The following is a 12,213-nucleotide window of genomic DNA, read 5'->3' on the forward strand; positions in this document are numbered from 1 at the left end:
CACCGGGACCGACCGCTCGTCGACGAGCAGGACTGAGAAGAACCCATGTTCCGTACCGCCTTGCGCAACGTACTCGCGCACAAGGCCCGGCTCCTGATGACCGTGCTCGCCGTGATGCTCGGCGTGGCCTTCGTGTCGGGGACCCTGGTCTTCACCAACACCCTTTCCGGCGCCCTCCAGAAGAGCTCCGCCAAGGGCTTCGACCAGGTCGACGTCGCCGTCACCGCCGAGGTCCAGGACGACGTCGGCGACCGCATCGTCAAGACGCCCGAGCTGACCCAGGCGCTGCTGGAGCAGAGCGCGAAGGTGCCGGGCGCCGCGTCCGCCATCGGCGTCGTCAACGGCTTCACCGCCATCGCCGACAAGGACGGCAAGCTCGTCGGCGGCGGCTTCCAGTCGCAGGGCGGCAACTACTGGGGTGACAAGGACGCCCGGTACCCGCTCGCCACCGGGCACGCGCCGAGCGGCGCCGACGAGGTCGTCATCGACTCCCGGACGGCCGAGCGGGCCGGGTACAAGGTCGGCGACACCGTGCGGATCTCCGTCGACGGCCCCGTCCTCAGCCCGAAGATCACCGGCATCTTCACCACCGACGACGGCAACGTCGCGGCCGGCGGCAGCCTCGCCCTGTTCGACACGGCGACCGCGCAGACGCTCTTCGGCAAGACCGGCGCCTACGACGAGATCGACGTCCGGGCCGCCGCCGGGACCTCGCAGAGCGCACTGAAGTCCGCACTGGACAGCGCCCTGCCGAAGGACAGGGTCGAGACCGTCACCGGAAAGCAACTCGCCGACGACCAGGCGGAGATGATCGCCGCCTCGATGAGCGGGATGAAGCAGGGACTGCTGGTCTTCGCCGGGATCGCGCTGTTCGTCGGCACCTTCATCATCGCCAACACCTTCACCATGCTGGTCGCCCAGCGCACCAAGGAACTCGCCCTGATGCGGGCCGTCGGCGCCTCCCGCCGGCAGGTCACGCGGTCGGTGCTGATCGAGGCGTTCGTCGTCGGCACGGTCGCCGGGGTGACCGGTCTCGTCGCCGGCATAGGCATCGGGGCCGGGCTGCGCTCGCTGCTGGGGACGCTGGGGGCGACCGTCCCCGACGGACCGCTCGTCGTCTCGGGCGGCACGGTCGCCGCCGCCCTCGTCGTCGGCGTCGTCATCACCATGCTGGCGGCCTGGCTGCCCGGCCGCCGGGCCGCGAAGATCCCGCCGGTCGCCGCGATGAGCAGTGTGCACGCCACCGCGAGCACCAAGTCGCTGGTGCTGCGCAACACCCTGGGCGCGCTGTTCTCGGCGGCGGGCGTCGCCGTGGTCCTGGCCGCGACGACGATGAGCGGCTCGGACGGCCAGGCCCCCATGGGTCTCGGCGCGGTCCTGCTCATCATCGGCGTCTTCATCCTGACCCCGCTGCTGTCCCGTCCGCTGATCGCGGCCGCCGCGCCCGTCCTGCGGATCTTCGGGGTGTCCGGCAAGCTGGCCCGGCAGAACTCGGTGCGCAACCCGCGCCGTACGGCGGCCACGGCCTCCGCGCTGATGATCGGTCTGACCCTGATCACCGGTATGACGGTGATGGCGGGCAGCCTGCAGAAGTCCATCGACAAGATGGCGTCCTCCGCGATCCGGGCCGACTACGTCGTGTCCATGGCGAACGGCAACGAACTCTCGGCCGACATCGACGAGAAGCTCAAGGCCACCGACGGGGTCACCGCCACCAGCCCGATGCGCAACGCGCCCGGCCGGATCGACGGCACGACCGAGTACCTCACCGGCGTCACCGGCTCCACCATCGGCGGGCTGACCGACCTCAAGGTCGAGGACGGCTCCTTCAAGGTGGGCGGCGGGCAGGTCGTCGTCGACGACGCCACCGCCGAGTCCCACGGCTGGAAGGCCGGCTCGTCCTTCACGGTGAACTACGAGGACGGCAAGAAGCAGCAGCTGACGGTCTCCGGGGTCTACGAGGGCAACGAGCTGATCGAGGGCATCCTGCTGGACAACGCAGCCCTCACCCCGCACCTGACGGACCCGGCCGACATGCGGGTCATGGTCAAGACGTCCGGCGGCACCTCGGACGCCACGAAGGACCGGCTGGAGAAGGCCCTCGGCGCCAACCCGGCCATCAAGGTCCAGAGCAAGCAGGACCTCTCCGACGAGGTCGCGAAGATGTTCACGCTGATGCTGAACATGCTCTACGGGCTGCTCGCGATGGCCGTGATCGTCGCGGTCCTCGGCGTCATCAACACCCTCGCGATGTCGGTCTTCGAGCGGTCCCAGGAGATCGGCATGCTGCGGGCCATCGGCCTGGACCGGCGCTCGGTCAAGCGGATGGTCCGGCTGGAGTCCCTGGTGATCTCGCTCTTCGGCGGGGTGCTCGGCATCGGCCTGGGCGTGTTCTTCGGCTGGGCCGCCGGTGAGCTGCTCGGCACCCGCATGCCGACGTACGAACTGGTCGTGCCGTGGGCCCGGATGGCCGTCTTCCTGTCACTGGCCGCCGGCGTGGGCATCCTCGCCGCGCTGTGGCCGGCCCGGCGGGCGTCGCGCCTGAACATGCTGGCCGCGATCAAGTCCGAGTAGGCCAGGCCCGGTCGGGGCCCCGTCGCGCGATGCGACGGGGCCCCTCGTGCGTCGGGCGGCCGTCAGTTCCAGGTGCGGGCGCGCAGCGGCATCCCGGAGTCGCCCGACCCGGGGGTCCGGACGGCCAGGACCTGGTTGACGCCGATCTGGTTGCGTTCGAAGGCGACGGCGGAGGCGGCCATGTAGAGCCGCCAGACCCGGGCGCGACCGGGGCTGGTGAGGCGGACGGCCCGGTCCCAGCCGGCCTCCAGCCGGGCGACCCAGCGGCGCAGGGTGAGGGCGTAGTGCTCGCGGATCGACTCGACGTCACGGACCTCGAAGCCCGCGCGTTCGAGCTGGCCGACCGTGGTGCCGACGGGGGCGAGTTCGCCGTCCGGGAAGACGTACGCGTCGATGAAGGAGTCCACGCCGTACGCCGACTCGTCGCGCTGCGGACGGCGGGCGATCTGGTGGTTGAGCAGCCGGCCGCCGGGCCGGAGCAGCGCGAACAGGACGTGCGCGTACTCCAGGTACTTCTCGGAGCCGACGTGTTCCGCCATGCCGATGGAGGAGACCGCGTCGAACGGCCCGTCGGCGACGTCCCGGTAGTCCTGGACGCGGATCTCGACCTTGTCGGTGAGCCCGGCGTCGGCGACGCGCTTGCGGGCGAACGCCGCCTGCTCCTGGGAGAGGGTGATCCCGACGACGGTCGCGCCGTGCTCGCGGGCCGCGTGGATGGCGAGGGAGCCCCAGCCGCAGCCGACGTCCAGCAGCCGCGACCCCGCTCTCAGGTCCAGCTTGCGGCAGACGAGTTCGAGCTTGTCGCGCTGGGCGAGTTCGAGGGTGCTGTCCCCGGACTCCCAGTAGGCGCACGAGTAGACCATGGACGGTCCGAGGACGAGTTCGTAGAAGTCGTTGCCGACGTCGTAGTGGTGGCTGATGGCGCGTCGGTCGGTGCGGCGGGTGTGGAGGTGTCCGGTCCGGCGGACCTCTTCACGCGGCGGGGCGGGCGGCAGCGGCGGTCCGGCGAGTTTCAGCAGGCCGCGCACCGCCGAACGGAAGTCCGGGTCGCGCAGCGCCCGGCCGAGCGTGCGAGCGTCCTCGCCGCGCTGCCAGATCAGGCCGGAGATCAGATCGAGAGCGGTGTACAGGTCCCCCTCGACGGCCAGGTCGCCGGCCACCCAGGCGCGGGCGAGGCCGAGTTCGCCGGGCTTGAAGAGGAGCCGGCGCAGGGCCCGGCGATTGCGTACCACCAGGGTCGGCGCGTCAGGCGGGCCCGCCTGCGAACCGTCCCAGGCGCGGACGCGCACCGGGAAAGGGGCTCCCAGCAACTGCTCGACGAGGGCATGGAGCCGCGGCGCGACGTCAGCCATGATGCACACCTCCGTGACGGGTGATCCCGCAATGTCCTGACACCACGTAAACACGGAAGAGCGCGCCGTCCAGTCCCGCGCGGCCGTCACGGCTCGGCAAAATACATGCACAGGGCACGCGTCGCCGACGGCGCTCGGTTCGGGGGCGCCGGCGCGAAGGCCCGGCGCGGACCCCCGATCAGGCTCGGCGGACGCCGAAGGGGCCGCCCGCACCACGGATGGCGGACGGCCCCTTCGGGGGTGTTTCAGTGACCGGCGGCCCGGGGGCCGGAGGTCGGGTGACCGAAGGTCAGACGACCGGAAGTCAGGTGACCGAGGGTCGGGTGACCAGAGGCCAGATGACCGGGGGTCAGGTGACCAGAGGTCGGGTGACCGGAGGTCAGGAGGCCTTGGCCTTCTCGTTCTCGGTCTTCTCGGCGGCCGGCTTCGCGGCGACCGGCGCCGGCTTCGCGGCCTCGTAGAACTCCTCGCGCGGGGACTCCAGCGCACCCAGCGCCACGACCTCGCGCTTGAGGAACATGCCGAGCGTCCAGTCGGCGAAGACACGGATCTTACGGTTCCACGTCGGCATCGCCATACCGTGGTAGCCGCGGTGCATGTACCAGGCGAGACGGCCCTTGACCTTGATCTTCATCTTGCCCATGACGATCATCGCGACGCCCTTGTGGAGGCCGAGGCCCGCCACCGCACCCTTGTTGGAGTGCGAGTACTCCTTCTGCGGGAAGCCCCGCATACCGGAGATCACGTTGTCGCCGAGGACCTTGGCCTGCCGCAGCGCGTGCTGCGCGTTCGGCGGGCACCAGGCGTTCTCGACGCCGGCCTTGCGGGCGGCGACGTCCGGGACCTGGGCGTTGTCGCCGGCGGCCCAGATGTAGTCGGTGCCCTGGACCTGGAGGGTCGGGGCGGTGTCGACGTGACCGCGGGGCCCCAGCGGCAGGCCGTAACGGGCGAGCACCGGGTTGGGCTTGACGCCGGCCGTCCACACGATGGTGTTGGAGTCGACCTCGAGGCCGTTCTTCAGCACCACGTGGCCGTCGACGCAGGAGTCCATGGAGGTGGAGAGGTAGATCTCCACACCGCGGCCCTCGAGGTGCTCCTTGCCGTACTGGCCCAGCTTGGGGCCGACCTCGGGAAGGATCTTGTCGGCGGCGTCGACGAGGATGAAGCGCATGTCCTCGCGGGACACCGTCTTGTAGTACTTGGCCGCGTCCCGGGCCAGGTCCTCGACCTCACCGATGGTCTCCGCACCGGCGAAGCCGCCGCCGATGAAGACGAAGGTGAGCGCCTTGCGGCGGATCTCCTCGTCGGTCGTGGAGTCGGCCTTGTCGAGCTGCTCGAGGACGTGGTTGCGCAGGCCGATGGCCTCCTCGACACCCTTCATACCGATGCCCTGTTCGGCGAGGCCGGGGATCGGGAAGGTGCGGGAGACCGCGCCGAGCGCGATCACCAGGTAGTCGAAGGGCAGCTCGTACGCCTCGCCGACCAGCGGCGCGATCGTGGCGACCTTGCGGTCCTGGTCGATGGTGGTGACCCGGCCGGTGAGGACCTCCGCCTTGGGCAGCACGCGTCGCAGCGGGACGACGACGTGGCGCGGGGAGATGTTGCCGGCGGCGGTTTCGGGGAGGAAGGGCTGGTAGGTCATGTACGACCGGGGGTCGACGACCGTGACGGTCGCCTCGCCGTAGCGCATCTTCTTCATGATGCGCCGAGCTGCGTACAGGCCTACGTACCCACCGCCTACTACGAGGATCCTGGGACGCTCCGTGGTGCTCATGCCATCGAGTATCCACCCGCTCGAGGGGGGTCGCTCGTGCGCCCCTTCACAAGCTTCCCGGGGGTGTGTGCTATCCTCCGCGACCCGCGTGATCCACGTCATGGCGCGGAGCGGGAACCAGCGTGTAGGGCATGGCGTTGTCAATGCCGCGTGAGCTGCCTCTCCGGGCTCGGAAGGGCTCCGTGAGGGCCGCCGGAGACACCCTCCCCGGACCTCCGCGATACGTCCGCGCGCGCCTCTTTTGAACACGTTCACAGAGGTGTTGGGCCCCCGGAAGGGTCAACGGAGACGCCTCTGTCCTCCGACAGGGCCGAATTCCTTGTGAAGAACTTCACGAACTTTCCCGAGGGGGTGCCCCCGGAACGCGTCCGAGGGGCCACGAAGGGCCCCTCGGGTCTGCTCATACGCGCATCCTGCCTGCTCAGCAGAGTGCAGGTAGCGGGTCCGCCGGAGTCACGCGATCGACCAGGCGATGCCGTCGAGGATGTCGTGCTCGCTCACGACGACCTCCTGCGCGCCGATCCGCTCCATGATCGCCAGCAGGACGAGCGCGCCCGCCGCGATCACGTCCACCCGGCCCGGGTGCATCGCCGGATGCGCCGCGCGCTGTTCGTGGGTGGCCCGGAGAAGGTCGTCGCTGATGCTCCTGACCCGGTCGAGACCGATCCGCGCATGGTGGATCTTCGTGGAGTCGTACGCGTCCAGTCCCAGGGCGATCGCCGCGACCGTCGTCACCGAGCCGGCCAGGCCGACCAGGGTGTGCGCCTCGCGCAGCGGGACCGTCCGCTCGGCGAGGTCGAGGGCGGCCTCGATGTCGGCGCGCATCGCGGCGATCTGCCCGGCGGTGGGCGGGTCGGTGACCTTCCCGTCCACGACCAGGTGCCGTTCCGTCATCCGTACGCAGCCCACGTCGACGGAGCGCGCGGCACGCACCCGGTCGTCGCCGACCACGAACTCGGTCGAGCCGCCGCCGATGTCCACCACCAGGAAGGGCTTGGCCAGGTCGGCGCGCCCCTCGAGTTCCTTCGTGGCGCCGGTGAAGGAGAACTCGGCCTCCTGGTCGCCGGTGATGACCTCGGGCTCGACGCCGAGGATGTCCAGCACCCCGCGCACGAACTCGTCCCGGTTCTCCGCGTCCCGGGAGGCGGAGGTGGCGACGAAGCGCAGCCGCTGCGCGCCGTACTCCTTGACGGCGGCCGCGTACTCCCGGCAGGCCGCGAAGGTCCGCTCCAGCGCCTCGGGAGCGAGCCGTCCGGTGCGGTCGACGCCCTGGCCCAGGCGGACGATCGTCATCCGGCGGTCCAGATCGACCAGCTCGCCGGTCTCCGGGTCGGCGTCGGCGACGAGGAGGCGGATCGAGTTCGTACCGCAGTCGACGGCGGCGACCCGGGTCACCGGCCGGCCGCCTTCGCGTCGTCCCGCTCGACCGGCACCACGCACGTGCCCTTGCGCCACCACTGCGGGAGCATCTCCAGGGCCTCGTCGCCGAGGGGGTTCACGCCCGGGCCGGCCGCCAGGGAGTGCGCGACGAGCACGTGCAGGCACTTCACCCGGTCCGGCATGCCGCCCGCGCTCGGGAAGTTCTTCAGCTCCTCGATCTCGTCGCGGCGCCGGATGTAGTCCTCGTGCGCGGCACGGTAGGAGGCGGCCAGCTCCGGGTCGGCCTGGAGCCGCTCCGTCATCTCCTTCATCACGCCGTTCGCCTCGAGCGTGCCGATGGCCGAGTTGGCCTTCGGGCACGTCAGGTAGTACAGCGTCGGGAAGGGCGTGCCGTCGGGCAGGCGGGGGGCCGTCTCCACGACGTCCGGCTCACCGCACGGGCAGCGGTGCGCGATCGCGCGCAGACCGCGCGGCGGCCGTCCGAGCTGCTGCTTGAAGGCCTCGACGTCCGCGTCGGTGGGCTCGGTGCGCGGGGTGGTCGGCGGGGGCGTTTCCATGCCTGTCTTTCTATCGGTTCTGGCCACCGGCTCCGGCCACCGGCTCTGGGTACCGGTTCTGGCTGCGGGTCCTGGCCGACGGTCGGTTCACTGGTCGGAGGCGTCGGACTTGTCGACGCCGTCCCAGACGTTCGAGTACCAGGGGCGGTCGGTCGCCCCGAGGTCGGCGCGGGACTGCCTGGCCGCGTCCGGGTCGATCACGACGAACCCGGTCTCCCCCGGCAGCACGTAGTGCAGCCGCTGGCGGATCTGCTGCTCGGCGTAGGCGTCGTCCTGCCAGCGCGCCTTGAGGTCGCGCAGCTGCTCGACGCGTTCGCCGGCCTGCCGCTTCTCGCGCTCCAGATCGGCGATCTCGGCGCGCTGGGAGACGTACTGGCGCATCGGGTAGGCCAGGGCCACGATCAGCGTGCACAGGACGAGCGCGAGAAGCGCGGCACGGCCGGTGAGCCGGGAGCGGCGGGCCTGGCGCTTGGTCTGGGAACGGTAGACCCGGGCCGCGGTCTGCTCGCCGAGCAGCTTGATCCTGGTCGCGGTGGAGAAACGGTCCCGGTCCTTCACGGCCACTGCTTCCCGCCTCCCGTCTCACACGTGCGTACGTCCCCGCACACGGTACGGGACCGGTACGGGGACGTACGTACGACTGGCGGAGCCTTGCCCCGGTTGGGGTCGGCGGCGTCAGTCCTTGCTGTGCCCGAGGTCCGCGGAGCGGACGTGCGGGAAGGTTCAGCCCTTGAAGCGCGGGAACGCGCTGCGGCCGGCGTACACCGCGGCGTCGTCGAGGATCTCCTCGATGCGCAGCAGCTGGTTGTACTTGGCGACGCGGTCCGAGCGGGCCGGGGCGCCGGTCTTGATCTGACCGCAGTTCACCGCGACCGCGAGGTCGGCGATGGTGACGTCCTCGGTCTCGCCGGAGCGGTGGGACATCATGCACTTGAAGCCGTTGCGCTGGGCCATCTCGACGGCGTCCAGGGTCTCGGTCAGCGAACCGATCTGGTTGACCTTGACGAGCAGGGCGTTGGCGGAGCCCTCCTCGATGCCGCGGGCCAGACGCTCGGGGTTCGTGACGAAGAGGTCGTCGCCGACGATCTGGACCTTGTCGCCCAGCTTGTCGGTGATGACCTTCCAGCCGGCCCAGTCGTCCTCGTACAGCGGGTCCTCGATGGAGACGAGCGGGTACGCGGAGACGAGCTCCTCGTAGTACTCGGTCATCTCGGCGGCCGAGCGGGACTTGCCCTCGAACTCGTACTTGCCGTCCTTGTAGAACTCGGACGCGGCGACGTCGAGAGCGAGCGCGATCTGCTCGCCGGGGACGTAACCGGCCTGCTTGATGGCCTCGATGATGAGGTCGAGCGCGGCGCGGTTGGACTCCAGGTTCGGGGCGAAGCCGCCCTCGTCGCCGAGGCCGGTGGACAGGCCCTTGGTCTTCAGCACCTTCTTGAGGGTGTGGTAGACCTCGGCACCCCAGCGCAGGGCCTCGGAGAAGGACTCCGCGCCGATCGGGGCGATCATGAACTCCTGGATGTCCACGTTGGAGTCGGCGTGCGAGCCGCCGTTCAGGATGTTCATCATCGGCACCGGCAGCAGGTGCGCGTTGGGGCCGCCCAGGTAGCGGAACAGCGGCAGGTCGCTGGCCTCGGAGGCGGCGTGCGCGACGGCGAGCGAGACGCCGAGGATGGCGTTGGCGCCGAGCGAGCCCTTGTTGTCGGTGGCGTCCAGGTCGAACATGGCCTGGTCGATCAGGCGCTGCTCGGTGGCGTCGTAGCCGACGAGCTCCGGGCCGATCTGCTCGATGACGGCGAGGACGGCCTTCTCGACACCCTTGCCGAGGTAGCGGTTGGGGTCACCGTCGCGGAGCTCGATGGCCTCGAAGGCACCGGTGGAGGCGCCGGACGGAACGGCGGCACGACCCGTGCTGCCGTCGTCGAGGCCGACCTCGACCTCGACCGTGGGGTTGCCTCGGGAGTCCAGGATTTCCCGGGCTACGACGACGTCGATGGACGGCACGAGCATCTCCTTCTTGGGATGTGACGCTGGTTGTGCGGGGCCCAGGGGTCTTGACGAGCCCTTGCTGAGCCTTGCGACTAGAGCCTAACCGCCCCGGGACCGTCGGCAGCCGACCGACCGTCCCGTGGACAGACAGACGGTACCTATTGTTTCCGCCCGGAACAAAGGGGGTGGCCGAGAAAAGCCGACAGGAAGTGACGAACGGGCAAAGAGAAACCCCGCTCCGGTGCGTACGGGGGAACACGCACCGGAGCGGGGAGCCCGTGGGGACGGGGGGTGACCCTCACGAGGTCTTCAGTGTGCCGACCTCGGATATGAGGGCGCTGTGGCTTCTCTGGGGGCCAGGTGTCACTTCACGCGAAGCGACGCCCTGGGCGCAGGGTCATTTCAGGCGCAGTGTCACTTCAGGTGCAGCTGCTGGCCCGGGTAGATCAGGTCGGCGTCGACGACGATGTCCTTGTTCAGCTCGAACAGCTTCGCCCAGCCGCCCTTGACCTTGTGCTTCTCGGCGATGGTGCTGAGGGTGTCGCCCTTGACGACCTTGTACTCGCCGTCACCCTTCTTGACCTTCTTGCCGGTCGGGGTGGTGACCGTCTTGGAGGCGGCCGGGCGGTCGGTCGAGCGGGAGGCGCTCTGCTCCTCGGTCGAGCGGCTGCCGGTGCTGCCGCTGCTCGACGAGCCGGCGGAGCCGGAGGAGCTGGACGAGCCGGAGCTCGAGGAGTCGGCGCTCGAGCCGTTGTAGGCGGCGCCGGACAGGCCGGTGCCGCAGACCGGCCAGGCACCCTTGCCCTGACCGGCGAGGACCTTCTCGCCGATGGCTATCTGCTGGGACTTGGAGGCCTGGTCGGCGGTGGAGGCGTAGGCGGTGCCGCCGTACGCGGCCCAGGTGGACGCCGAGAACTGGAGACCGCCGTAGTAGCCGTTGCCGGTGTTGATGGACCAGTTGCCACCGGCCTCGCACTGGGCGACCGCGTCCCACTCGGAGGCGGTGGCGGCGGAGGCGTTGCCGGCCGCCATCAGCGGAGCGGCGATGGCGACGCCGGTGACGCCGGCGAGCGTGGCGACGCGGGTCGCCTTGGAGGGACGGCGGTGCTTGCCCTTACCGGAAAACAGCATGGTGGATCCCCTCACCGACGCCTGCGAGGTGAGCTGTCGGGTTCGGGCCGTGTGAGTTGCCCGGCCACTTCCTCGCCCGTCGGAGCGCTGCTCCGTGGGAGGTGTGGCTTCACCCCGAGCCGTTCCGGTCAACCGACCGGCGCGGCACTTACCTTGGGTCCCCCGCTCCTGCCTACGGCGCTTGACGCGACGACTGTTCCCGGGTCGTCGCTGGCAGGATTCGGCGTTGCGACGGCCGGGGCTCGGGTTGCCGAGCGGCCTCGACCGTAGACACGCGATCGGCGGAATTTCAAAGACGATCAGGGCTTCTGAGACTCATCCCACACTTTCACCAAAACGGACATTCGGCGCGAAGTGTGACGCGAACTCCCGCTGCTTTTCTTGGGCTTTGCGCCCTATTCCACCCCTGTGTCGAGAGTCTGACCGGCGGCGATGTTGCTCGGGTCGACGCCGATGAGGTCCCTGTTCTCGTCGTAGAGGGCACGCCATCCACCGTCGAGACCAAGGGAGTCGGCGATGGACGCGAGAGAGTCGCCCTCCTGGACGACATAGGTGGCCGCTGCATGCCGGCCCGCGGAGGCGGCGGCGGTGCCGTCCACGCCGGCGTCGGTCGCGCTCTTGGTCGCGGCCTCGTCGGCGGTGGCGCCGCGGTGCTTGCCCGAGCCGAGGGAGCCGGTGTCGACGAGGCTCCAAGAACCTTCGTCCTGGACGTATTTGTCCGAGTCGTCCGCACCCGGGGTCGCCGTGGGCGAGCCGTCGCCCGTCGAGCCGTCGCTCCGGCCGCCGGACGTGCCGGATTCGCCCGTGGCGGCGGAAGAGGACGAAGGGGAGTAAGCGGACGCCGAAGGCGAACCGGCGGAATCAGCGGACGAGTCGGACGATCCGGTCGAGGAGTCGTCGTCGGCCGTGGAGCCCGAGGATCCGGACAACCCCCTGGACAGGTCGGACAATCCGGAAGACCCAGATGAGTCGGACGAGTCGGACGAGTCGTCCGCCACGCCGGTGTCCACGTTCAGCGCGCCGTTCTCCTGGGTGAGCCCGGAGGTCAGCCCGCAGGTGCCCCACGCGCCGATCCCCTCGGCCGCGAGCACCTTCTGCGCGACGGCGATCTGCTGGCTGCGACTGGCCTGGTCGGGGCTGGTCGCGTAGTCGAGGCCGCCGTGCGCCTCCCAGTCCTTCTGGGTGAGGCTCAGGCCGCCGTACTCGCCGCCCCCCTCGTCGGCGCTCCACGAGCCGCCGGTCTCGCACTGCGCCACCTTGTCCCACACCGTGCCGTCCGCAGCGCTCGCGCCGGAGGCGGCGAGCAGCGGGATGGCGATGGCGGAGCCCGTCACTCCGGCCGCGACAAGGAGTGCCGGGGCCTGGCGGGGGCGACGGTGACGACCGTTCCCGGAGAGCATGCGAGGGGCCTTTCTCTGGACAGCACTGACCGGCGCGGCGGGTGGAACCGATGTCG

General features: G+C 70.3%; 9 protein-coding genes and 1 riboswitch. Of the genes, 1 reads left to right on the top strand and 8 read right to left on the bottom strand.

Annotated features, from left to right (window positions below; genetic code table 11):
- The first annotated feature begins 45 nt into the window (after positions 1-45).
- Entirely contained in the window at positions 46-2,574 is a 2,529-nt protein-coding gene (locus tag OG736_RS18680; protein WP_327183455.1) for an ABC transporter permease, read from the top strand.
- Between the two features lie 62 nt (positions 2,575-2,636).
- Here the strand turns inward: OG736_RS18680 and OG736_RS18685 are convergent, their stop codons facing one another.
- The 8 genes from OG736_RS18685 to OG736_RS18720 all read right to left on the bottom strand — a co-directional run bounded on the left by OG736_RS18685 (position 2,637) and on the right by OG736_RS18720 (position 12,157).
- Positions 2,637-3,926, bottom strand: a complete 1,290-nt coding sequence (locus tag OG736_RS18685; RefSeq protein ID WP_327183456.1) for a class I SAM-dependent methyltransferase — start codon at positions 3,924-3,926, stop codon at positions 2,637-2,639.
- A 379-nt stretch (positions 3,927-4,305) separates the two neighbouring features.
- The gene (locus OG736_RS18690; RefSeq protein ID WP_142264676.1) at positions 4,306-5,700 is read right to left on the bottom strand and encodes an NAD(P)/FAD-dependent oxidoreductase; all 1,395 of its coding nucleotides are present in this window, start codon (positions 5,698-5,700) and stop codon (positions 4,306-4,308) included.
- A gap of 453 nt (positions 5,701-6,153) precedes the next feature.
- Entirely contained in the window at positions 6,154-7,095 is a 942-nt protein-coding gene (locus tag OG736_RS18695) for a Ppx/GppA phosphatase family protein (RefSeq protein ID WP_327183457.1), read from the bottom strand.
- Positions 7,092-7,637: a DUF501 domain-containing protein gene (locus OG736_RS18700; RefSeq protein WP_327183459.1), complete on the bottom strand. Its 546-nt coding sequence runs from the start codon at positions 7,635-7,637 to the stop codon at positions 7,092-7,094. Before OG736_RS18700 ends, OG736_RS18695 begins: the two co-directional genes overlap by 4 nt.
- Positions 7,638-7,724: 87 nt before the next feature.
- On the bottom strand, positions 7,725-8,201 hold the full coding sequence (locus OG736_RS18705) for an FtsB family cell division protein (protein WP_327183460.1): 477 nt from the start codon (positions 8,199-8,201) through the stop codon (positions 7,725-7,727).
- Between the two features lie 159 nt (positions 8,202-8,360).
- A complete protein-coding gene (eno, locus tag OG736_RS18710) occupies positions 8,361-9,647 on the bottom strand; it encodes a phosphopyruvate hydratase (RefSeq protein ID WP_054244161.1) in 1,287 nt (428 codons plus the stop codon).
- A gap of 393 nt (positions 9,648-10,040) precedes the next feature.
- Entirely contained in the window at positions 10,041-10,757 is a 717-nt protein-coding gene (locus OG736_RS18715; protein WP_327183461.1) for a transglycosylase family protein, read from the bottom strand.
- A 3-nt stretch (positions 10,758-10,760) separates the two neighbouring features.
- A riboswitch (cyclic di-AMP (ydaO/yuaA leader) is annotated at positions 10,761-10,947 on the bottom strand.
- A gap of 205 nt (positions 10,948-11,152) precedes the next feature.
- Positions 11,153-12,157: a transglycosylase family protein gene (locus tag OG736_RS18720; protein ID WP_327183462.1), complete on the bottom strand. Its 1,005-nt coding sequence runs from the start codon at positions 12,155-12,157 to the stop codon at positions 11,153-11,155.
- Positions 12,158-12,213 lie beyond the last annotated feature (56 nt).

This window comes from Streptomyces sp. NBC_01334 (assembly GCF_035983595.1).
Lineage (GTDB): Bacteria > Actinomycetota > Actinomycetes > Streptomycetales > Streptomycetaceae > Streptomyces > Streptomyces coriariae.

Coding starts and splice junctions, on each gene's coding strand:
- OG736_RS18680 (WP_327183455.1), top strand. CDS start 46: ATGTTCCGTACCGCCTTGCGCAACGTACTCGCGCACAAGGCCCGGCTC.
- OG736_RS18685 (WP_327183456.1), bottom strand. CDS start 3,926: ATGGCTGACGTCGCGCCGCGGCTCCATGCCCTCGTCGAGCAGTTGCTG.
- OG736_RS18690 (WP_142264676.1), bottom strand. CDS start 5,700: ATGAGCACCACGGAGCGTCCCAGGATCCTCGTAGTAGGCGGTGGGTAC.
- OG736_RS18700 (WP_327183459.1), bottom strand. CDS start 7,637: ATGGAAACGCCCCCGCCGACCACCCCGCGCACCGAGCCCACCGACGCG.
- eno (WP_054244161.1), bottom strand. CDS start 9,647: ATGCTCGTGCCGTCCATCGACGTCGTCGTAGCCCGGGAAATCCTGGAC.
- OG736_RS18715 (WP_327183461.1), bottom strand. CDS start 10,757: ATGCTGTTTTCCGGTAAGGGCAAGCACCGCCGTCCCTCCAAGGCGACC.
- OG736_RS18720 (WP_327183462.1), bottom strand. CDS start 12,157: ATGCTCTCCGGGAACGGTCGTCACCGTCGCCCCCGCCAGGCCCCGGCA.